Annotated in this window: 18 protein-coding genes; 15 read left to right on the plus strand and 3 right to left on the minus strand. The window is 48.4% G+C overall.

Annotation, left to right across the window (positions count from 1 at the left end):
- Positions 1-5 precede the first annotated feature (5 nt).
- The 5 genes from msbA to murB all read left to right on the plus strand — a co-directional run bounded on the left by msbA (position 6) and on the right by murB (position 4,557).
- A complete protein-coding gene (gene msbA / locus MK185_03855; protein MCH2039749.1) occupies positions 6-1,781 on the plus strand; it encodes a lipid A export permease/ATP-binding protein MsbA in 1,776 nt (591 codons plus the stop codon).
- 3 nt (positions 1,782-1,784) lie between these two features.
- The gene (gene lpxK / locus MK185_03860) at positions 1,785-2,762 is read left to right on the plus strand and encodes a tetraacyldisaccharide 4'-kinase (protein ID MCH2039750.1); all 978 of its coding nucleotides are present in this window, start codon (positions 1,785-1,787) and stop codon (positions 2,760-2,762) included.
- 63 nt (positions 2,763-2,825) lie between these two features.
- Positions 2,826-3,038 carry a Trm112 family protein gene (locus MK185_03865; protein ID MCH2039751.1) on the plus strand — a complete coding sequence of 71 codons (213 nt, stop codon included), beginning with the start codon at positions 2,826-2,828 and terminating at the stop codon, positions 3,036-3,038.
- A 2-nt stretch (positions 3,039-3,040) separates the two neighbouring features.
- Positions 3,041-3,514 carry a low molecular weight phosphotyrosine protein phosphatase gene (locus MK185_03870; GenBank protein ID MCH2039752.1) on the plus strand — a complete coding sequence of 158 codons (474 nt, stop codon included), beginning with the start codon at positions 3,041-3,043 and terminating at the stop codon, positions 3,512-3,514.
- An 8-nt stretch (positions 3,515-3,522) separates the two neighbouring features.
- Positions 3,523-4,557 carry a UDP-N-acetylmuramate dehydrogenase gene (gene murB / locus MK185_03875; GenBank protein ID MCH2039753.1) on the plus strand — a complete coding sequence of 345 codons (1,035 nt, stop codon included), beginning with the start codon at positions 3,523-3,525 and terminating at the stop codon, positions 4,555-4,557.
- 73 nt (positions 4,558-4,630) lie between these two features.
- Here murB and MK185_03880 read toward each other — a convergent pair whose 3' ends face one another.
- Both MK185_03880 and MK185_03885 read right to left on the minus strand, forming a co-directional pair.
- Positions 4,631-5,356: a UDP-2,3-diacylglucosamine diphosphatase gene (locus tag MK185_03880; GenBank protein MCH2039754.1), complete on the minus strand. Its 726-nt coding sequence runs from the start codon at positions 5,354-5,356 to the stop codon at positions 4,631-4,633.
- A 166-nt stretch (positions 5,357-5,522) separates the two neighbouring features.
- Complete coding sequence (locus MK185_03885; GenBank protein MCH2039755.1) at positions 5,523-6,014, minus strand: peptidylprolyl isomerase; 492 nt, start codon at positions 6,012-6,014, stop codon at positions 5,523-5,525.
- Between the two features lie 149 nt (positions 6,015-6,163).
- On the opposite strand from MK185_03885, the gene MK185_03890 reads away from it, so the two are divergent.
- Positions 6,164-7,885: a glutamine--tRNA ligase/YqeY domain fusion protein gene (locus MK185_03890; GenBank protein ID MCH2039756.1), complete on the plus strand. Its 1,722-nt coding sequence runs from the start codon at positions 6,164-6,166 to the stop codon at positions 7,883-7,885.
- Positions 7,886-8,026: 141 nt separating this feature from the next.
- Complete coding sequence (cysS, locus tag MK185_03895; protein MCH2039757.1) at positions 8,027-9,400, plus strand: cysteine--tRNA ligase; 1,374 nt, start codon at positions 8,027-8,029, stop codon at positions 9,398-9,400.
- A gap of 91 nt (positions 9,401-9,491) precedes the next feature.
- Here cysS and MK185_03900 read toward each other — a convergent pair whose 3' ends face one another.
- Positions 9,492-9,974 (minus strand): hypothetical protein, encoded by a 483-nt coding sequence (locus MK185_03900; protein MCH2039758.1) that lies wholly within the window; start codon positions 9,972-9,974, stop codon positions 9,492-9,494.
- Between the two features lie 259 nt (positions 9,975-10,233).
- On the opposite strand from MK185_03900, the gene MK185_03905 reads away from it, so the two are divergent.
- The 8 genes from MK185_03905 to MK185_03940 all read left to right on the plus strand — a co-directional run bounded on the left by MK185_03905 (position 10,234) and on the right by MK185_03940 (position 22,055).
- Entirely contained in the window at positions 10,234-12,384 is a 2,151-nt protein-coding gene (locus MK185_03905; GenBank protein MCH2039759.1) for an LruC domain-containing protein, read from the plus strand.
- A gap of 59 nt (positions 12,385-12,443) precedes the next feature.
- Positions 12,444-12,920: a hypothetical protein gene (locus MK185_03910; protein MCH2039760.1), complete on the plus strand. Its 477-nt coding sequence runs from the start codon at positions 12,444-12,446 to the stop codon at positions 12,918-12,920.
- A gap of 459 nt (positions 12,921-13,379) precedes the next feature.
- Positions 13,380-15,191: a glutamine--fructose-6-phosphate transaminase (isomerizing) gene (glmS, locus tag MK185_03915; GenBank protein MCH2039761.1), complete on the plus strand. Its 1,812-nt coding sequence runs from the start codon at positions 13,380-13,382 to the stop codon at positions 15,189-15,191.
- Positions 15,192-15,217: 26 nt separating this feature from the next.
- Positions 15,218-15,916 (plus strand): acyltransferase, encoded by a 699-nt coding sequence (locus tag MK185_03920; protein ID MCH2039762.1) that lies wholly within the window; start codon positions 15,218-15,220, stop codon positions 15,914-15,916.
- Positions 15,917-15,937: 21 nt separating this feature from the next.
- Complete coding sequence (locus MK185_03925) at positions 15,938-17,269, plus strand: glycosyltransferase (protein MCH2039763.1); 1,332 nt, start codon at positions 15,938-15,940, stop codon at positions 17,267-17,269.
- A 170-nt stretch (positions 17,270-17,439) separates the two neighbouring features.
- Positions 17,440-19,953 (plus strand): hypothetical protein, encoded by a 2,514-nt coding sequence (locus tag MK185_03930; protein MCH2039764.1) that lies wholly within the window; start codon positions 17,440-17,442, stop codon positions 19,951-19,953.
- A gap of 109 nt (positions 19,954-20,062) precedes the next feature.
- Positions 20,063-20,566 carry a hypothetical protein gene (locus tag MK185_03935; protein MCH2039765.1) on the plus strand — a complete coding sequence of 168 codons (504 nt, stop codon included), beginning with the start codon at positions 20,063-20,065 and terminating at the stop codon, positions 20,564-20,566.
- Entirely contained in the window at positions 20,556-22,055 is a 1,500-nt protein-coding gene (locus MK185_03940) for a capsule biosynthesis protein (GenBank protein ID MCH2039766.1), read from the plus strand. Before MK185_03935 ends, MK185_03940 begins: the two co-directional genes overlap by 11 nt.
- The last annotated feature ends 9 nt before the right edge of the window (positions 22,056-22,064 follow it).

Raw genomic sequence — 22,064 nt, forward strand, 5'->3', positions numbered from 1 at the left:
GCAGCATGTCTGAACACAATTCAATCGCTCAAGATCAAAACCCCTACAGCACAGGGCGCCTATACCGGCGCCTCGTTTCGTATGTCTGGCCGCATAAGCTGGCATTCGCCATTAGTATCCTGGGATTTGCTATTTTCGCCACGGCTGCTCCTGTGATGGCTTACCTGATGGGGGTGGTGGAGGAAACGTTACAAGATCCTCAGCAAGAAAAAATTATCATGCTGGTGGCGATGTTGGTGGGGGCGTTTTTTTATCGTGGTATTGCCACGTTCATGGGGAAATATTTTACCGCGGTGGTTGGGCGTGGCGTGGTCCATGCTCTTCGTACCGAATTATTTAATAAGATGACCCGCTTACCAACCAGTTATTACGATATGGAATCCCGTGGGCGATTAATTTCGCGGGTAACGTTCGATGTCGAGCAGGTAACCGGCGCCTCAACGAAAGCGTTGACGGTTGTTGTTCAGGAGGGGCTCACGGTCATCTTTCTGATGGCTTATCTGATTTACCTCGATTACACCTTAACCTTTATTTTCTTCGGTATTATTCCGGCGATTGGTTTGATGGTGGCGCTTGCCAGTCGCTTTTTCCGAAAATACAGCCGTCGTATTCAGAAGTCGGTGGGCGAAGTCACGCAGATTACCAACGAAACTATTAATGGCTTCCGTGAAGTGCGCACATTTGGTGGTCGGGAGTATGAGGAAGGACGTTTTTCCTCCGCCAGTGAATACAACCGTAAGCAAGCCCTTAAGTTTGAATTGACCAATGCCATTAATATCCCAATCAACCAGATTATTATCGCCGTGGGATTGGGTTTTATGATTTATATGATGTTTGGTCGTGTCGCGGCAGGCAGTATGAACAGCGCTGAATTCCTGCAGTTCATTACCGCTGCGTCGTTAATTGCTAAGCCAATTCGTGCATTAACTGATATTAACTCCATTGTGCAAAAAGGTGTGGCCGCCGCTGAGTCGATCTTTTCTGTGATTGATGCGCCGGAAGAAGTTGATGATGGTGTCATAAGCCGCAACAAAGTAAAAGGGGAGGTGCAGTTTTGCCGTGTCGGTTTCCGTTATCAGGGGGCTGATAAGCCTGCGTTGCATAATATAACCCTGAATGTTTCGGCCGGAACATCGATAGCCTTCGTGGGAAAATCCGGCAGTGGTAAGTCGACGCTGGTGAATCTGATACCGCGTTTTTATGATGTGACGGAAGGCGAATTACTGATCGATAACGATAATATCAGCCAGTTTTCGCTGGATAATCTGCGCAGTCATATCGCTATTGTCAGTCAGAATGTCACGTTGTTTAACGGCAGTATTAAAGAAAATATCGCCTACGGATCGCTAAGGTCTAAGACCGACGAAGAAATTTTCGCAGCAGCAAAGGCTGCCCATGCCGATGAATTTATTCGCAATCTCGACAACGGTTACGATACCAAAGTCGGCGAAAGTGGCGTTTTATTGTCAGGTGGTCAGCGCCAGCGAATCGCGATAGCTCGTGCGTTGTTAAAGGATGCGCCGATACTGATTCTGGATGAGGCAACGTCGGCGCTTGATACCCAATCCGAACGTCATATTCAGGCTGCGATGGAAGAGGTCATGAAAGGCCGGACGACCTTTGTGATTGCTCACCGCCTGAGTACTATTGAGAGCGTTGACCGTATTGTTGTCATCGATAAAGGCGAGATCAAAGAAGACGGGAGCCATGAGCAATTACTGCTTCAGCAGGGGATTTATGCACAGTTGCATCGGCTGCAATTCTCCGAAGGGGCAGAGTGATCAATGTTACAGCGCCTGGCTGCAGCGATCGAAGCCAATTGGTATCGCCCATCTCCGGGGTTAAACTGGTTGTTATTGCCTGTTTGGCTCATTGCGGCGCCGCTGCTTGTTCTTAAGCGAAGGAAAGCTCAGCAAAAGCCTGCTGCAACCCTGAATACCCCGGTGGTTATTGTTGGCAATATCACGGTCGGTGGAACGGGTAAAACTCCGCTGATTACCTATTTGGTCGAGCGAGTAAGACAGTTGGGTTATGAGCCGGGTATCATCAGTCGCGGTTACGGCGCTGAAAGCAAGGCGTTTCCTCTGATGGTTACCGATGCTGTATCGGTTCAGCAAAGCGGTGATGAACCAAAGTTATTGCAGCAACGGCTTAATTGTCCGGTTGTGATTGACCCTGTACGTAAACGTGCCGCTGAGTTACTCGACAATCAGGTCGATATTATTTTTAGCGACGATGGTCTGCAGCATTATGCTCTGGGTCGCGATGCTGAGATTTTGGTGGTCGATGGTCAACGTCAGTTTGGCAATGGCTGGTTACTGCCTGTTGGCCCTCTGCGAGAGTCATTATCCAGAGTAGAGCAAGTCGATGTAAGATTGGACAATGGTTCAGATTTTACCGTTGTTGCCCGTAATCTGATCAATGCTCATAGCGGCGAATGCAGAAGTTTGCAGTCGTTACAGGGGGTGAAAGTCCATGCCGTTGCGGGTATCGGTAACCCGTCGCGTTTTTTTAAGACGTTACAGCGATTGGGTGCTGAGGTGATCAGACATGAATATGCCGATCATTACCAGTTTACAGCTCAGGACCTGCAGTTTGACGACGATTTACCTGTAATTATGACGGAAAAAGACTGGGTGAAATGCAGCGAATTTGTGACTGATGATATGTGGTATCTGGCCGTTGATGCTGAGCTGGTGAGCAGTGCCGCGAATAATATTGATCGGCTGTTATTATCGCTTTTAACGGCAAGCAACGAATAAGCAATGACCGGCTCAGGTAGCGGTCGTGAGATGTTTTAAAATTAAGAGTTGAGAGAGTCAAAAATGGATAAGCAATTGTTAGCGATGCTGGTATGCCCTTTGTGTCAGGGTAAGTTAAAGCTGGATAGCGAAGCGCAGGAATTGCTATGTACCTTTGATGGCCTGGCATTTCCGATTCAGGATGGTGTGCCGGTAATGCTGGAAAATGCCGCCCGTAAGATGAGCGAAGAAGAAAAGCTGGAAAAAGCTCAGGCCCGTAGCGAGAGCCCTGAATAATCATGAAGCGTGTATTGTTTGTGTGTCTCGGGAATATTTGTCGATCGCCAACGGCACACGGCGTGTTTCAGAAAATGGTTGACGATGCCGGTCTGACAGACAAAATCTTTGTCGACTCTGCTGGTACAGCAGCCTGGCATATTGGAAAGTCCCCGGACGCTCGCTCCACCGCACACGCAAAAGCAAGAGGTTATAACTTATCTGCACTTCGTGCCCGTCAGGCAGTGTCGGCCGATTTTGATCAGTTCGATTATGTTCTGGCCATGGATAAAGAAAATCTGTCCAATCTTCAGGATATTTGTCCCAACGGTGCCATGTCAGCACCGCAGTTATTTCTGTATGAATTCAGTCAAAAATTTAACGAGCTTGAAGTGCCGGATCCGTATTATGGCGGCGAGGCAGGTTTTGAGCATGTGCTTGATCTGGTAGAGGATGCCTGTGAAAGCTTATTAGCTGATATTAAAAAGCAGCTGTAATTTTTGATATGACTAATGCATCGTCCTCCGCTAAAGCATTGATTGAATTTAATAAAGACTTAAAGGCATTGAATACTTTGAGTTTGCCTGGGGCAGCTGAGCAGTTTGCTCAGTTTTCTTCAGTTTCAGAACTCCTGTCGTTGCTCGCTTATGCTCGTCAGAAAAAGATGACAGTCAAAGTGCTTGGTGGCGGAAGTAACGTCTTGATGCCTGCACAAGTTGATGGTTTGGTTCTGCAATCATCGATGCAAACGATCGAGATTGTACGTGAGGATGAGAACTCAGTTTCACTCAGGGTTGATGCGGGCAAGGACTGGCATGCCTGGGTGGTTGAGTCTCAGCAGTATGGTCATGGTATTGAAAATCTGGCGTTAATTCCGGGAACCGTGGGTGCATCTCCTATTCAGAATATCGGTGCTTACGGTGTTGAAGTTGCCGATGTGCTTGACGAAGTGCAGGGTGTTTGCCTGAGTTCGATGCAGCTGATGACGTTATCGAAAAACGACTGCCGCTTTGGTTATCGTGATTCGATTTTTAAACGCGAGCTAAAGAATGACTTTATTGTTACTTCGGTAACCTTTCGTTTGACGAAATCATTTAACCCAAATGTTAGCTATGGTCCTCTGGCTCAGTGGGCGTCGGAGAATTCAGGGTTTTTTCCTCAGGATCTGATCAATCAGGTATGCGCAATTCGTTCTTCAAAATTACCCGACCCGGTAGAAATTCCCAATGCCGGTTCCTTTTTTAAAAATCCAGTGGTGTCTGCTGCGGTTGCTGAGAAATTAAGATCTCAATTTCCGGACCTGCCGGGTTACTGGCAATCCGATGGCAGCGTTAAGTTAGCCGCAGGGTGGTTGATTGAGCAGGCTGGTTGGAAAGGTAAGTCGCTCGGTAAGGCATCCATGCACTCGCTTCAGGCTTTGGTATTAACGACCAGTGGAACTGCCGATTTGGCTGATGTGTTGGCAATCCGGGATGCTGTTTCCAGCGACGTAAAGGAAAAATTTAACGTGGAGTTGGAGCCTGAACCGCAGGTGCTCTGATGGATCAGTAGTGCAAAAATAAAAAAGCGACCACAGGGGGCGCTCTTTTATTTTGAGCGCACTGCAAGGGTAGTTAGAGAGCAAACTCTTTTAGCTTGATGCCGCTATCTTCATCCCAACGAATTTCCCAGCCATTTTCATCTGACCAATCCCCTAAGACATAGCGGGTTTTGCCACTGTCTAAATTATGAACTGCTGGGCGATGTGTATGGCCGTGAATCATGGCATTGACGCCATGCTCGGATAGTTCGCGCTCAACTTCAGATGGTGTAACGTCCATAATTTCCGCCGACTTCATTTGTTGATCGCTCTGGCTTTCGGATCGAACCTGACGAGCAAACGCGATGCGTTCTTCAATGGATTTTGATAAGAAGTCTTGCTGCCAGGCTGTGCTGCGGAATACCTGGCGAATTTTCATATATTCAACGTCTTCCGTGCACAAGCTGTCGCCATGCATCAGCAATACCTTCTCATCGCCCAGCTGAATAACCGATGGGTCAGGAAGTAGTGCGCAGCCCGCATCCCGACAAAAATTTTCGCCCAATAAAAAATCACGGTTGCCGTGCATCAGGAAAATCTCTGTGCCTGTTTCACTGAGTGCTTTAAGAGCGGCTTTAACCTGATCAACAAACGGATTAATAAAGTCGTCACCCATCCAGACTTCAAAGAAATCACCAAGAATGTAAAGCTGACCGGCGTCACCTTTTGCCGCAAGATCCTGCAGATATTTGGCAAACCCTTGAGCCAGAGCAGGGCGACCGGGCTCCAGGTGAATATCAGAGATAAAGTAGATGGCCATTTTGACTGTTGTTCCGTATCGATGAGGTGTTTGGGCGGAGAGGAGTTTTTGCCTGTGGTGTGTTTTTCAGAAGCAGGTAACAGGACGTTACCGCCGGATCTATTTACAAGGATGTTGCCTTGGTCCGGCGATTGAAAAACACACCATAGGTGAAAGCGACCAGACCTTAAACGATCTCTGCTTTCTCGATGATTACATCTTCAACCGGTACGTCCTGGTGGCCCATGGCCATAGTGGTGCGTACAGCTTTGATACGATTAACCACGTCCATACCTTCAACCACTTCACCAAACACACAGTAGCCCCAGCCTTCTGGGTTTTTGCCAGTGTGGTTCAGGAATGCGTTGTCAGCTACGTTGATGAAGAACTGAGCAGAAGCCGAGTGTGGGTCCATGGTGCGGGCCATTGCTAAGGTGCCGGTTTTGTTTTCCAGACCGTTGTCCGCTTCATTTTCGATCGGCGCGTTGGTGCTCTTCTGAGTCATGCCAGGTTCGAAACCGCCACCCTGGATCATGAAATTATCGATAACACGGTGAAAGATAACGCCATCGTAGTGGCCTTCTTTAACGTAGTTTTCGAAGTTCTCAGCAGTTTTTGGCGCTTTCTCATGGTTCAGTTCGATTTGAATGTCGCCAAAGTTGGTTTTCAGCAGGATCATATTGAGCCTCAGGTAGTGAATTCGTGTATCCCAAACGGGAAGTGAACGCGTATAATAACGCCTTTTTTCGGGCCATACAGGCCCTGTATTGAGTTTTGGGCCAAGCTTTTCAAGCTTTGCCAATGAGTTTGTACAAAAAACGGACGGTTATGACTGACACCAACGCCACTAATGCTGATAACGGCAATAACATTCCAACAAATGAAGCGGAAGCGAATCCGGTAAGTAACAACTTTGTTGCCAAGATTGTTCAGGAAGATCTGAACAGCGGTAAAATCAATAAAGTGGTTACCCGTTTCCCGCCTGAGCCAAACGGTTATCTGCACGTGGGCCACGCCAAATCGATTTGTCTGAACTTTGGTCTGGCAGAGCAGTTTCAGGGTGAGTGTAATCTGCGTTTTGACGACACTAATCCTGAGAAAGAGAGTCAGGAGTTTATTGATGCCATCAAAGAGGACGTCACCTGGTTGGGCTTCAAATGGGCCGGCGATATCCGTTACTCTTCGGATTACTTCGACACCTTGTTTGATTACGCTGTGGAAGCGATCAAAGCTGGTAATGCTTACGTCTGCAATCTGACGCCGGAAGAGGCTGATGACTTCAAGGGCGACTTTAACCGCCCGGGCAAAAACAGCCCGTATCGTGAACGCAGTGTCGAAGAAAACCTGGCTGAGTTCGAAAAAATGCGTGCTGGCGAATACGAAGATGGCAAAGCTGTACTGCGTGCCAAAATCGACATGCAGTCGCCGAACATGAATATGCGTGATCCGATTATGTATCGCGTGCGTCATGTTGAGCACCACCAGACCGGTAACAAGTGGTGCATCTACCCGATGTACGATTTCACTCATGGTCAATCTGATGCTATCGAACACATTACGCATTCGGTATGTACGCTGGAATTTGAAGATCATAAGCCGCTGTACGAATGGTACATCAATAACCTGCCGGTTCCGGCACAGCCAACTCAGTACGAGTTCGGTCGTCTGAACCTGAACTATACGGTAACGTCTAAGCGTAAATTGAAGCGCCTGGTGGATGAAGAAGTGGTTTCTGGTTGGGATGACCCGCGTATGACCACCATTTCCGGCATGCGACGTCGCGGTTTCACTCCGGCGTCGATTCGCAACTTCTGCGATATGATAGGCGTTAGCCGCTCTGACGGTATGGTTGATGTCGCGATGCTGGAACATGCGCTGCGTACCGATCTGAATAATAATGCACCGCGTGGTATGGCAGTGATCAAGCCGTTAAAGGTTGTGATTGAGAACGTGCCGGAAGGGCATCTGGAAATGCTATCGGCGGAATACCATCACGAGCTGGATTTAGGCGCGCGTGAGATGCCGTTCACTCGTGAGCTGTATATCGATCAGGACGACTTTAAAGAAGAGTACAGCAAGAAATTTAAGAAGAAGTTCACGCCGGGTAAGCGTATTCGTCTCCGCCACTCTTATGTGCTGGAAGCGACTGGCTACGAAAAAGACGAGCAGGACAACGTGGTATTGGTGCGTGCGAAGCTGATTGAAAATACCCTCGGACTGGATCCGGAAGACGGTGATAAGCCAAAAGGTGTGGTTCACTGGGTATCAGCAACACACAGCAAGGAAGCCGAATTACGGGTGTATTCGCGCCTGTTTACCAGCCCAGCACCGGAGAAAGAAGAGGGTGACTTTATGGATCACGTTAATAAAGACTCTCTGCAAATCACCACGGCATTTGTTGAACCGGCGCTCGCCAGCGTTGAACCTGAGTCGAACTTCCAGTTCGAGCGTGAAGGTTATTACGTGGCAGATCGTTACGATCACTCTGCAGAAAAACCGGTATTTAACCTGACCATTGGCTTGCGCGAAGATAAATCTTTAACGCAATAACAGAAGATTAATATTTAACGTTAAAATAACTTTCTGCCCTTGTTTTTAACCGTCGTGCGGCAGCCATGCTGCTGCTCATAAAAATAACGGAAGAAGATTGTTGAATCACACACAAACAGTTAAACGAGCAAATAAAAGACTATGGCTTTAACCATCTACAACACGCTGACGCGTCAGAAAGAAGAATTTAAACCTCTGGTTGATGGCAAGGTAGGCATGTACGTGTGTGGCATGACCGTCTATGACTACTGTCATATGGGCCATGGTCGGGTGATGGTGGCATTCGATGTGATCGTACGGTATCTGCGCCACAAAGGTTATGAGGTGAATTACATCCGTAATATCACCGATATCGACGATAAAATTATCAATCGTGCAAATGAAAACGGCGAACCTTTTAATGTGCTGGTTGATCGCATGATTGATGCCATGAACGAGGACTTCACCAAGCTGGGTGTGATTGCACCGAACTCCGAACCGAAAGCCACCGAGCATATCGATGGCATTCTCTCTATGGTGCAAACCCTGATCGATAAGGGTTTTGCTTATGCAGCGTCGAACGGTGATGTTTATTACCGCGTTCGCAAGTTCGAAGGTTACGGCAAGCTGTCGGGTAAAATTTTAGAAGAACTTGAAAGTGGCGCTCGTGTTGATGTCGCCGATGAAAAAGAAGATCCGTTGGACTTCGTGTTATGGAAATCCGCTAAGCCGGATGAACCGTCCTGGACCTCACCATGGGGTGAAGGCCGCCCGGGCTGGCACATAGAATGTTCTGCTATGTCGACCTGCTGCTTAGGTAACAATTTCGATATTCATGGTGGCGGACCGGATTTGAAATTTCCGCATCATGAAAATGAAATTGCTCAGAGTGAAGCAGCCACCGGTGAAAGTTACGCTAATACCTGGATGCACGCCGGCGCGTTGCGTATTGATGGCGAGAAGATGTCTAAGTCATTAAACAACTTCTTCACCATTCGTGATGTATTAAAAGAATACGACGCTGAAGTGCTGCGTTTTTTCCTGTTGTCGAGTCAGTACCGCAGTGAGATTAATTACTCTGAGGAAGGTCTGAAAGAAGCTCAGCAGAAACTGGAGCGTTTTTATACGGCCCTGCAATCGGCAGATGCGTCTGTAGACGTAGTGGAAGGCACGGATTATGCCCAGCGTTTTGAAGCGGCTATGGACGACGACTTTAATACGCCACAAGCCATCTCAGTATTATTCGAACTGGTTACGGCTATTAATAAAGCTGAGGGTAGCGAAAAGAACCAATTGGCTGCGTTGCTGAAAAAGCTGGGTGATGTGTTGGGTACGTTACAAAGCGATCCGGAAGCCTTCTTCAAAGGCGATGTTGATGACAGTGAAGAAAGCTGGATTCAGCAAATGATTGCAAAACGCGCCGAGGCCAAAGCAAGCAAAGACTGGGGCACTGCCGATCAGGTTCGTGATGAATTAGCGGCGAAGGGCATCGTATTGAAAGATAGTCCGGACGGCACCAGTTGGTCGAAAGTTTGATTTTTTCTGCGTCACGCGAAGGAAAAAATCAGCACCATAAAAAAAGCCCGATTCGTCACTGACGAATCGGGCTTTTTTACTGCAGTAAATCTCAGTGAGCCATTGCTGCTTCTACAGCTGAGAAGTGTCCCAGCACTTCAGCAATCTCATGCTGAGCACTTTCCCATTCTTTATCCGTTTTAATGCCTTGTGCAGCCATTGCCTGAACGGTTGCCGGATGAACCAGCAGATCTTTTGCATGGTAACAGTTTTCATCGTCAAATTTAGGCAGTTTGCCATCGGCATGATAGCCGCTTTCAATCTCTTCCAGAGGCAGCGTTGGAATGACATCCGCAGCGTTTTTAAGCGCTGTCAGGTATTCCGTGCATTGCGGGTATTTTGCGATAAAAGCGTTCACGATTGGCAGACTGGTGCTTACCAGCTGGGCCGACTCAGATTCGATATTGTTGCCCTTGTTTTGCAGGGTCGTTAATAGCTCTTTTGCTTGCTGTTGGTAAGTTTGTAGAGCGGTATCAGCGTGGGCTGTAACCGTCAAAGCTGCAAGCGCCGCGAAGGTGGTCAAAGTTTTTTTCATGGTAAATATTTGTAATTGAGAATTAATAGCATTGGATTATGCCTTAAACCTCTCATTTGTTGCAATCGAATTACAAATGACCGCGGAATGTGGAAATTTCACCTGTTTGCAAATTGCCATTCGCTTAACAGAAATTGCATTTTGCAATCAACTAGGAACTTAAAAAACGAATAAAAACAATGGCTTAGGTTTTGGCATTGGTGTTGCTGTAAAGGTGTTGCAGACCACATCATTTTGCAAGTTGCTTGGAGCAATCGATATGTTGCGATCATTATTCACCTTGATAGTGCTAGTTGCTTTACCGCTCTCCACTCTGGGTTCGCCCTTTGAGACCTGCCCTAGTAAGGCATTTTTGTTTCAGGGGAATCCGGTAACCGTATACGGGGTCAATCTTGTCTCGGGTAGCTACAAGCCGTTGGAAGATGACGTGGGTATGTCTGTCAACGTTAATGGTGTCGGCTTTAACGATCAGATTGATGATGACGGTACCAATCGTCGGTATATGTATGGCTTCAGTACCACGACGCTTGAGTTTGTGCGCCTTGACAAGGATTTTCAGGCAACGGTATTGCCGATAACGAACCAACCGAGCGGATCTTTCTACGTCGGTGACGTTTACGAGAATCATTACTATATGTACCGCACCGGCAAAGGATTTTATAAGATAAATCTTGACCCGGATGCGTCTAACTACCTGGATGTGCAGACTATTATCACCAGCCCGAGCGTTCGTCTAACCGATTTTGCGTTTCACCCAAGCAACGACAAGCTCTACGGTATCGATAATAACAACGGAAAGTTGTTTGAATTTAACATCGTCACCGGGGTGGCCACTGAACTGGGGAGCACCGGTGAGACCGGTACTTTTGGCGCTGCGTATTTTGACGTGAATGGTTATTTTTATGTGTCCCGGAACCAGGATGGGCAAATTTACCGGGTCAATTTATCGATTGACAATCTTTCTAGTGCTTCTCCGGATTTTTCCGCCGTTAAATTTGCTGACGGACCGCTCTCCAATCAAAACGATGGTGCCCGCTGTGCCAATGCCCCTCTGATTGATGAGGATGAAGGCGCAAGTACCATCGACTTCGGTGATGCACCTGACACCTATTCAACCTCGATTGCAGGCAACGGTCCTCGACATGAGATCGGCAGTGGTATTTACCTTGGAACGACTGCTCCTGACGGAGAGACTGATGCGCAGAATACCTCGGACCCCTCAACCTCGAGCGATGACGCTTCTGGCTCGGATGATGAAGACGGTTTAGGACTGGTGACCGGTCTGGTGCGCGGCCTGGATAATCTGGTCGTGGTGACTGCTTCTCAGCAAGCGTACTTACAGGCTTGGTTTGACTGGAACGGCGATGGTGATTTTGCCGATGCCGGTGAACATGTATTTGAAGACAAGCTGCTGTCAGCGGGAGCAAATACATTGGTCGTTCGTGTACCACTGGATGCGACAACTGGCTCAAGCTGGGTGCGCTTACGGTTAGGCTCGCAAACCGGGATTGATTACTTCGGTGGTGCCACCGACGGTGAAGTGGAAGACCATACCATGGAGGTAAGCGACGCGGGCGTCACCTATACCTACTACCCATCTGCCTCAGGCTGGACCACTCTGGCTTATGAGGACCTGTGGCCGCTGGAAGGTGACTACGATATGAATGATGTTGTGTTTCATTATCGCACTGTAACGGTTGAACGTGACGATAAACTGCAACGGGTGGATTTCCACGGCCAACTGGTTGCCATCGGTGCCAGTTATCACAATGGTTTTGCTATTCGGGTGCCGGGTGTTCTGGCTTCGGCGGTTGATACACAAAAAATGCGCTTCCGTTACGCCTTTGACGGCGAAGCGCAAACTGAACAGGCTAATCCGATTGAGGCGGAAAGTAGTGAACTGATCGCGGTTGTCACCAACGACGTGTGGGATCTGGTAGACACCAGTTGTGCCTATTATCGTACCAGTGCTAATTGTACAGATGACATCCAGTTTGAGTTTGAACTGAGTCTGCCATTTACCGAGCTGCAACCGGCTGCGGTTATGAGCACGTTGTACGATCCATTTATCTTTGCAACGCCAAATCGTTACCACGGTTCGCATTTCTCGTCCCATCCAGGTCGTGAATGGGAGATGCACTTGGCCGATGTTGCTCCGACAGAGCAGGCGGATACCAGTATCTTTAAGACCGGTGATGACACCTCTGACTCAGAGACCGAGCGCTTCTTTAAAAACAGCAACAATCTGCCATGGGCAATGGAAGTAGCCACCAGTTGGAAGCATCCTCGTACCGGTGTTGATTTGCTGAAGGCTTATCCAAATTTCCGCAACCATATCGAATCTGGCAAAGCACAAGATCTGGACTGGTATCAGGAAGCTAACCGCGTTGAGGGGAAAGTATTTCCCTAGCGCGATGCAGTTTACGACAGTAACAGCAAAAGTCAGATACACACGAGCGAGATGACACTATGAGCACAAAGTTGAACAGTACATTGATGATTTTACCGATTCTTGTGTCCCTTCTGTCGGGGTGTCAGAGTGGCGGTGGTGACGATACGGCTGCAACCCAGAATCCGCAAACGGATGATAGGAATCAGGACGTCGCAGAAGAAGTCAAAATGGCCGACATAGAAGCGGACGAAACACTGAAGTTTGTCTCACACCGTGAAATGACACTGGTATTGGATTTATCTGACCAGACTGAAAATCAGGCGTATCTGTCGGTTTACAGTAACTACAAAGCCGACAGCAATGCCGCGGGCGGGGGTTGGGTCATCGACTACGGCAGCCGTATTCTTGGCAGCTCACTGACCACTAAAAACGTTGAACGAAAACTGGTGATTCCTCAACATCATGAGAAACTGCTGGTTCAGGTGTGGTACTACGATGCTTCAAAACAGCCGCTGACCTGGGAGGTTCCAGTCGGCGGGCGAGTGGCGCTGTAATACATCATGTATAGGTTGATAAGCCGTTATTCGTGGGCGAACGGATCACGGCTTATCAACGTAACTCAATCATTTTTCACCGTTAATAAGACCATTCGTCAGTACCTTTCACAACCCATCCGCATGCTCTTCGATAAATCTCCCCAACAGGTCTTTTCTTCTTACCTGTGAAATAGTCCCACGCTCGACTGCCTGTTTAATGTTAATTGCGTGCTTAGAGATATTTAATCCCTGTGCACCAAATCTGATATATGAATGTGGGTAGTTAAGTCACTTTTCAAATCGCTTTGCAAAACGCGAATCGATAAGTATTCCCGGTTATACAAAATGCTAAAAGGCGTGCGTGATTTTCTATAAAAGGCTTTTAAAACAGTAATTTAGCTGAGAATGGTGAAGCTGGCCCGCTAATCGCTAAAGAGATCAGACAAGTGAAGAAAGTTGAAATCCTAAGGTGATGTTATGTGCGGAATATTTGGAGTCGTAAATGACCAGCAGGCAGCGCAAACACTGATCAATGGACTAAGGGCGCTGGAGTATCGGGGTTACGATTCCGCCGGTATCGCTACCATTAAAGACAATGTGATTGATGTGTGTCGTGCCAATGGCAAGTTGAATAACCTCGAGACTGCGCTGAAGAATCATCCCCTTACCGGGGATACCGGCATTGCCCACACGCGCTGGGCAACCCATGGCAAGCCAACAGTTATCAATGCCCACCCTCATATGACCGACGATGTGGCTCTGGTTCATAACGGCATTATCGAAAACTATCAGGAGCTTCGTGTTGAGTTGGAGGCCAGGGGCCATGTATTCACCAGCGATACCGACAGTGAGGTTTTACCACTGCTGATCAGTGATTACCTGGCCAAGGGTTACAAACCACTGATTGCTACCAAGCGGGCATTAAGCCGTGTACGCGGCACCTACGCCATCGGTGCCTTATTTAACGGTAAAGATGGTCAGATTATTGCCGCCCGGCGAGGAAGCCCGCTGGTGGTTGGTTTTAACAACCAATCTGCGTTTATTGCGTCGGATGCAGTCGCAGCAAGCCTGATGGCCGATGAGGTGATCTACCTTGAAGAAGGCGATCTGGCACTTGTCGAAGCGGGTGATATTTACATCTTTGATAAACACATGGATGTGGTGAACCGCCCACGTAAGCGCATCGAGCATTCTACGGAAGGAGTGACGAAAGAAGGGCACGACCACTTCATGCACAAAGAAATCCACGAACAAACAACGGCCGTACAGCGTACCCTGGATGGTTTAAACCAACTCAGCTTATCGGTCGCGGCGGAAATGAACTTTGCTGATATAGACCGCCTTCATATCATTGCCTGTGGCACTAGTTATTACGCCGCGATGGTCGCTAAATACTGGTTTGAGAAACTCGCCAGATTGCCGGTTGAAGTCGACCTCGCGTCCGAGTTCCGTTACCGGGAACCGCCGTTAATTGGCAAGGGAGGCTGCCTGTTTGTCTCCCAAAGCGGAGAAACCGCCGATACCCTGGCCGCGTTGCGCTACGCCAAAGAGCAAAATCAGTACTGTTTATCCATTGTTAACGTACCGGACAGCTCAATCGCGCGTGAATCTGACTTTGTTTATCGCACATTATGCGGGCCAGAAATTGGTGTGGCTTCAACCAAAGCCTTTACTTCGCAATTAACCGTTCTGATTCGACTGGCCGTCGATGCAGCGAGGCAGCGTTTCGCCCAGCAAGAAACCGAATTAAATATTCTGATGTCGACCCTGGGTGAGGTGCCTCAGTACATAGCGACAGCGTTACAACATGAAGCGGCGATTCAACAGGTTGTGCGGATTTTCGATAAAGCGACCAGTGCCATATTCCTTGGGCGGGGGCAGTGTTATCCGATTGCTCTGGAAGGGGCTCTTAAGCTTAAAGAAGTCTCCTACATACACGCAGAGGGCTATGCAGCCGGTGAGCTGAAGCACGGTCCAATAGCGCTGATCGATCGGGATATGCCGGTTGTGGTGCTGGCACCGTTTGATGCCTTGTTTGAAAAGACCATTTCAAATTTGCAAGAGGTCAGAGCCCGGGGGGCTAAGGTCATCCTGATCAGCGATCGGCGTGGGATCACCGCTTGTGGCGATAAGACCGATGCCGCGATTGAGATGCCCACTGCGCCTGTCGCACTGCACCCGATTCTGTATTCGATACCGGTTCAGTTATTGGCCTACCACACGGCACTGATGCGGGAAACGGATGTTGATCAACCACGTAATCTGGCCAAGTCAGTAACGGTTGAATAATGACCCTGATAATAAGGAGTGCGCAGATGCAAGCGGTCAAACACTGGTTAAAAACGTCCGATTCTCGCCTGGCGAAAGTTTGTTTCGATGTTATTAACAGTATTCGGTTTTTCCAGGTTCCGACGATTTCAATGATCCATAAGCCGCTGTACTGGCTGCACAATCAATGCGTGACAGGCTGGGCTAACCTGACGCGCATTCTTTATTGGACTCCTCTGTTTAAAAGTCGTCTGACTCAATGCGGCAGCCGCTTTTATTTATACAGCGGCATGCCACAGGTGTTAGGCAATTTATCCATTGAAATCGGCAACAATACCCGGATGTCCGGTATCACGACGTTATGCGGTCGAAGCAGTGCGGTACAAACACCGCAACTGAAAATTGGCAGTAACGTGGATGTCGGCTGGCAAAACACCATTGCAGTGGGAACCCGGGTAGTTCTCGGCGATAACGTGCGGCTGGCGGGTAAGGTATTCCTGGCCGGATTTCCCGGCCATCCGCTCGATCCGGTGGCAAGAGCCCAGGGTATGCCGGAAACCGATGACCAGGTCGGTGATATTGTGCTTGAGCAGGATGTCTGGCTCGCCACTGGAGTCACTGTGATGGCTGGAGTAACCATAGGGCAGGGTACCGTAGTCGCAGCGGGAAGCGTTGTGACCCGCAGTCTGCCCTCGGGTGTTCTGGCTGGTGGAGTCCCTGCCAAAGTCATTAAAGCGCTGAACTGATCAGACCAAACGGAGCTCGTTATGACCCAGCCAGAAACCGATGAAAATAAAACAATGTCAGCGGATACTCCGATGGTGATTTTCGGTGAAGACTGGGGAGGACATCCCAGCAGCACCCAACACCTTGCCCGTGAGCTTTCTAAATTTCACGAAATTACCTGGGTAAATTCAATTGGTATGCGTTCGCCGAAATTATCCGTCGACGATTTCACCAGGGTTGTGGCCAAGGGCTGGCGAATGATTAAACCAAGTCCGAAGTTCACACCGGAGGAAGCCAATCATCAGAATCCGTTAAATAAAAAATCTCCCACCGATTGGCAACCAACGGTCGTTGACCCTGTGGCGATACCGTTCCATGGCAATAAAGGTGTGCGTTGGCTGAATGAAAAACTGATCAAACAAAGACTCTACAGCGCGCAGAATAGTCTGGCGCAACAAAAACCGATTTTATGGTTGTCGCTACCAAGTGCGGTGCCGTTATTGGGGCAGGTAAATGAATGTTTCACGATTTATTATTGTGGCGATGACTTCTCCGCGCTCGAGGGCGTTGACCACGATGTGATTGGAAAGCTCGAGAAAGAACTGGTGGAAAAGGCAGACCTGATTCTCGCGGCGAGCGAAACGCTGCTGAATAAATTTCCCCAAGAGAAAACGCTGTTTATTCCCCATGGTGTGGCGGATTACTTCTTTGAAGCACCCGGCAAACGTCCGGACGATTTACCCGACGGTCCGGTGGCGGGTTTTTATGGCAGCATCAGCAGCTGGCTTGATCAGGAAATGTTGCTGGCAACGGCCCAAAACCTGCCGCACTGGAACTTCGTATTGATCGGGCAGGTGCGGTGTGATGTCAGTCGATTGCGGTCGGCACCGAATATTCATTTCCTCGGAGAAAAAACGCATCAACAACTGCCGGATTATGTTCACCACTGGCAGGTTTCGTTATTACCCTTTAAAGATAATGCCCAGATACAGGCCTGCAATCCGCTAAAACTGCGTGAATACATGGCGGTTGGTAAGCCAATTGTGGCCACTGATTTTCCGGCCTTAGAGCCTTACCGGAAATGGATCAAAGTAAGTTCGCCATCTGACACGGATGGATTCTCAGAATTAATTCAGCAAGCAGCCGCAGATATTCTGCTGGTGGATCAGCTGGTGTTGGACAAGGCGGGGTTAAATCTGTTTGATGTCATAACAGACTGGAGCGATATTCAGCGCATGCAAAGTCACAGTTGTCGGCGTAAAGAGCAAGTGACCGATCAAAGTTGGCGCGCTCGGGCATTGCTGGTGGAGCACGAAATTTTGCGTCGCTTGTATGGCGTTGAGTCTGGAGGTGATGCGTGCGCAATCGTCTGACTCATCTCATACCGCTCGAATCATTATACCGTTATCTATATTCCTTGCTGGTCTGTCTCATATCATTAAACATCGCTCACGCTGGGGAGGTTGATTACCCCTTACTGACTGATGAACAAGATTTACCGTGGTCACAATACTTTGACAAAGAGCGGCAAATCGATGCGTCAATGACGCTCAATATCTCGGGTGTTAATCCAAACCAGAAAGCGGTATTGGTCGTCCTGCGACTGGATGACGCGAACAGTTCTGATTATTACTCCCGGGTTAATATTGAACGCCAGATTGCTCCGGGTCCTTTTTCTCTGGACTTTAACTTAAAGGGAATGCGCCGCAGTGATGGTGAATTGCCGGATCTCACGACGTTAAAGAAAGTCACCTTATTTTATGGCCGAAAGTTAGACAGAAAAACAAAGGATGTGCAGTTAACATCAGTCTCTATCACCAAGGCTGAACTCATGCCGGGTAGCATAATGTTGGCGGAAAAAACCGATGCGACCAGCGCAGTGAATGACACTGGCGCGCTGGTGCTGGATTTCGGCACAGAAACCAGCTCGGTGTTGAAAGGTGCTCAGCAGGTCAGTGATCAACGCAATACGTTTCAGCAGATCAGTTTAAAAGGCAACTTACGGGCCGTTAGTCGTCCTGGTCCAGATCCCTGGCTACGAGATGGCATTGCCGGTATTGATCAGATTCAAATTGCTATTGACCAGAATACGGCAAAACACAGCCGATTTTGGCGTCTGACATTGTTTCGGGAAGACATTGGTGAATGGGAAAACCTGCCTCGACAAATGAATCTCGATATCAAACTGAACGGAGATCTGTACAGCGGCCAACACGACTTTGCGGATGCCCGTGACTGGTACCACAACGCCTATCTCAGTTTTTACAGCAAGGCGGCCACCTCAGACCCATGGAATGACATCGTTCGTCATCGTGGTCTGGTACAACAATACCCGGTTGAAATATCTGAAGAATTACTCAAAAAAGCATCGCTCGAAATAACGCTGGAGGGGGAAAGTCCGCAACAGAGATACATCGCGGGTTTGGTTTTTGAGCCAATTGATCTGGGTGTCCAAAGCCTGGTTGCAGAAGTGAATCAGCGTCGGAAAAACTATTTCAATCAACATTGGCACCATGTGGACGGTACTCAAACACTCCGGAAGGTGACCGCTCCGGACACCAGCCTGTTGGCATTAAACCAACCCTACAGCTTGCAGTTTCCGGTGAGTGTTAACAATGAAAGTAAAGCGGGCTCTCTGATTCGGGTTGACAGTGTCGATACGCTGCCATTTAGCATCGAAGCCCGGATAGCACTGCCACAATGGATTCGCTCTGGTAGTCATTTCCGCCTGGAAAAACAGTATCGTTATGGGCGTGATCTTGCCAGAGAATCTTCAGTGACCACCGGTGAATACGTCGTTCATCTGTTTATTCATCCAAAGAGAAAGCTCACTGTCGCAGATGCGGGTGCATATCCGTTCGACGTGGTTCTGGTGTCTGAGGATCAATCAGAGTTGGTGTTGTTTAAACACACGCTGGACGTCTTGCCGATTCATCTGCCGCTTCCAAAACAAGCTGTTGGACTTTATCTGGATAATAACCCAGCACTGAATTGGTTTGAGTCGTTGAAACCATACCAACTCGCACAAGCGTATTGTGACCTGACGTTTTTACAGAAGACCGGCCTTAAAGCCCTGGCGCCGCCGATGGTGACACCGGTTTCAAATCTGCAACCTGTGTGGCAGAAACAGCTGGCGCTGTATCGAAAATTTTACCCAGAACAGCCCATTCTGGCGTACACACCGTTCAAACGTTTGAGTCAGTGGCTGAAGCAGGATGCCTTGAAGTCGCGGCTGGATGCGGTTCAGCCGGATTATGATCTTTATTGGTCGGTAGCCGACGAAGCTCATGAAAAACAGTTTCAGGAGATTAAAAACAATACCCGGTTATTGCATTCTGCAAATCGCTTTGCAAAAGCGGCGGGTCATTTGAACAACCCGAATCAAAAAGACCTGATGAAATCGCTTGACCTGGTGCTCATTAATCACGGTTTTGGCGTGCGAAAACAAGATATCGACAGATTTAAAAAAGATGGAGATGGGCATTCTAATAAAGTCTGGTTATATAACATGCCGAGATATCGTCTGGCAGCGGGCGCCTTTCTTTGGCATTCCGGTGCGGATGCCTATGTTCAATGGCACGGTCGAATGCCGACCGCAAATCCTTATGATCCAACCGATGGCCGGGAAGCGGATTACCATTTTTTTCCGCCACAACCAGAGGTTTGTCACTCTGTTCCGGACGTTGACCTGCGCTTATTTGACCTCATGACGGGATACACCGATTTGGCATGGTTAACCTGGTTGCAGCGGCAGGATTCCAATGAGGCTCGTCGGTTGATCGACACAATACGTAAATCGATTGGCGACAACTGGCAACGTGCCGCCCGACTGAGCGATGACGACATCCGCCGGATGATTGCAAAAATTACGAATATGGCACGAAGGTTGAAGCACTCAGATAGGCAGACGCAAGATGTGAAGCAAAATGCAATTGAATCGGGTGCAATCGATGAACCAGCAGCAAGCCAGTCGGCTTCAAACACGGCAACCTCAGCAAGCTACCACGAGCCAGATTCGTGGTCGGATGCTGAACTGTCTGAAAAGCTGGTGTTTTGATTGGTCAAGTTTCGCCACTGCCTTACTACCGATTTTATTCACTTGTGGTTTACAGGGATGTGCCACAAAGCCTGACAACCACAATCAAACAATTTTTGAACAAGCGCTTGTGCTTCAGCAGGTCAGTCCCGCCTCAACACGTGCTGCTCAGCACACAATACCGACAGAATATATACCACAGAACCCAGCCTATCGGGATGAAATTATCTGGTCGTTTCCTGCGGGGGAAACAACACTGACCAAAGCTCAGGTTACCGAGCTATTCCATTGGTTGGCGATTGCGAGTCGCGAAAAGGCATCGGATTATCAAGGTTTCGTTCTGTTGTTGCGCCAGGGCCCGGACTGGCTGACCAGCCACAATCGCGGTAAAACCATTCGTAATCGAATTCCCAGAGCATTAACCATTCGTCAGGAATACCGTCCGGACATGGAGCCGAATCAGGTATCGATAAAAATGGTGAATGTAGAGGAAGCTGGGTCGACACCAGTCATGAGTGAAAAGCACCAGCAGCCAGCAACCCAGCGGCAAAACACTGAGCCGAATCGTAATAATGCCATCACACGCGAACAAATCATGGCACTGATTCGCCAGGGAGGGCGCAATGAGCAATAACTCGGTCTGGGGAAATTTTTATCTGATTTTAATGGCAGCTTGGCGCCAGCGTTATGTCATTTTGATACCTGTGATGATTCTTCCGGTGCTGGGCGGTGTTATTGGAGCAACACAGGGAAAGGTGTACGACACACATACCACCATATTGGTACAGGAGACCTCGAAATTAAATCCGTTTCTTGAGGATTTATCGGTTTCTACCAATCTGAAAGAGCGTATCGCAGCGCTCGATACTCTGTTGCACAGTCGTCATGTCCTGACTTCTGTTGCAGAGGAGCTACAGCTATTTAAAGAAGGAATTGGGCAAGCAGATAAAGATCGCATTATTCGCCAATTATCCTCTGGAATCGGTCTTAATCAGCGCGGTAAAGATTTGGTGCAGATTTCATATCGCGCCGGTGTGCCAGATAAAATGAAACGCACACTGGAAGTGGTGAGTAAGTATTTTGTTGATCAGTTATTAGCGCCGGAGCGCTCGTCCATTGCGAAATCTGAAGAATTTATTAAGGCGCAAATTGAAGAGCAGAAGGCTCAGCTCCTGATTTCTGAGCAGGCTCTGTCTGATTTTAAACATAAGAATGCGGCAAGCTTGCCGGCTTTCCATGGCGGGAACGTTAAGCGCTTGCGGGAATTGCGCCAGTTACTGGCAGCAAAGAACGTTGAGCTATCCGGAGCTACAGCTGAATTATCCAGTATGGATAAACAGTTAACCTCAACCAATCCGGTCGTTGGGGCGCTCGAAAAAAGAATTGTCGGTCTAACCGGTGAGTTGGAATTATTGCGTTCGCGCTATACCGATCGTCACTCAAAGGTGGTTCACGCCCAACGACAGTTGGTGCAGCTAAGAAAGAAACGAAATTATTTGATGGAAAAAACCGCGACACTGACACCTGAGCAGGTTGAACGTTTATGGAACCTTGCCATGAGTTCCACCAATAACGGAGAAACTCGTGGTGTCGCATCAATGGCGGATCAGTCTCGCGTATCGACTTTGTTAGTATCGCAATTACAGGATATTCAAAAGTCAAAAACCAAAGAACAACGTCTGAAGCAGGAAATTTCCAGTATTGAATCTCAGATCCGTCGTATGGATATTCAGGTTCGTTCGTTCGCCACCGTCGAACGTGAATTGACAGAACTGGAACGCGATTTAGACACACGAAAAAAACTCTACAACGAGTTTCTGAAGCGCTACGAAATGGCAAAGGTCACGGGTTCCCTGGGTAAATTCGAGGAAAAAAACCGTATAAAAATAATCGATCAACCATTTACGCCGAGTGCACCATCGAATATTCCCGCACTGATTTTTGTGTTAGCCGGAATAATCGGCGGCCTCGGTCTCGGTACAGGCCTTGCTTTATTATTTGAATTACTCGATACCACGCTACGTCGTAGTGATCAGCTGCAGAAGATGACCAATGCGCCTGTACTAAGTCGTATCCCGAAATTAAAACCGCTGACCATCAGCGATACCGTATTTGATGATTGATCAGGGGGA

The sequence above is a fragment of the Saccharospirillaceae bacterium genome, assembly GCA_022448365.1.
In the GTDB taxonomy this organism is placed as follows: domain Bacteria; phylum Pseudomonadota; class Gammaproteobacteria; order Pseudomonadales; family Oceanobacteraceae; genus Bacterioplanoides.

Bases quoted from the DNA above. Each gene is read 5' to 3' on its own strand.
- msbA (MCH2039749.1), top strand. From the start codon at position 6: ATGTCTGAACACAATTCAATCGCTCAAGATCAAAACCCCTACAGCACA.
- lpxK (MCH2039750.1), top strand. From the start codon at position 1,785: ATGTTACAGCGCCTGGCTGCAGCGATCGAAGCCAATTGGTATCGCCCA.
- MK185_03865 (MCH2039751.1), top strand. From the start codon at position 2,826: ATGGATAAGCAATTGTTAGCGATGCTGGTATGCCCTTTGTGTCAGGGT.
- MK185_03870 (MCH2039752.1), top strand. From the start codon at position 3,041: ATGAAGCGTGTATTGTTTGTGTGTCTCGGGAATATTTGTCGATCGCCA.
- murB (MCH2039753.1), top strand. From the start codon at position 3,523: ATGACTAATGCATCGTCCTCCGCTAAAGCATTGATTGAATTTAATAAA.
- MK185_03880 (MCH2039754.1), bottom strand. From the start codon at position 5,356: ATGGCCATCTACTTTATCTCTGATATTCACCTGGAGCCCGGTCGCCCT.
- MK185_03885 (MCH2039755.1), bottom strand. From the start codon at position 6,014: ATGATCCTGCTGAAAACCAACTTTGGCGACATTCAAATCGAACTGAAC.
- MK185_03890 (MCH2039756.1), top strand. From the start codon at position 6,164: ATGACTGACACCAACGCCACTAATGCTGATAACGGCAATAACATTCCA.
- cysS (MCH2039757.1), top strand. From the start codon at position 8,027: ATGGCTTTAACCATCTACAACACGCTGACGCGTCAGAAAGAAGAATTT.
- MK185_03900 (MCH2039758.1), bottom strand. From the start codon at position 9,974: ATGAAAAAAACTTTGACCACCTTCGCGGCGCTTGCAGCTTTGACGGTT.
- MK185_03905 (MCH2039759.1), top strand. From the start codon at position 10,234: ATGTTGCGATCATTATTCACCTTGATAGTGCTAGTTGCTTTACCGCTC.
- MK185_03910 (MCH2039760.1), top strand. From the start codon at position 12,444: ATGAGCACAAAGTTGAACAGTACATTGATGATTTTACCGATTCTTGTG.
- glmS (MCH2039761.1), top strand. From the start codon at position 13,380: ATGTGCGGAATATTTGGAGTCGTAAATGACCAGCAGGCAGCGCAAACA.
- MK185_03920 (MCH2039762.1), top strand. From the start codon at position 15,218: ATGCAAGCGGTCAAACACTGGTTAAAAACGTCCGATTCTCGCCTGGCG.
- MK185_03925 (MCH2039763.1), top strand. From the start codon at position 15,938: ATGACCCAGCCAGAAACCGATGAAAATAAAACAATGTCAGCGGATACT.
- MK185_03930 (MCH2039764.1), top strand. From the start codon at position 17,440: ATGACGCTCAATATCTCGGGTGTTAATCCAAACCAGAAAGCGGTATTG.
- MK185_03940 (MCH2039766.1), top strand. From the start codon at position 20,556: ATGAGCAATAACTCGGTCTGGGGAAATTTTTATCTGATTTTAATGGCA.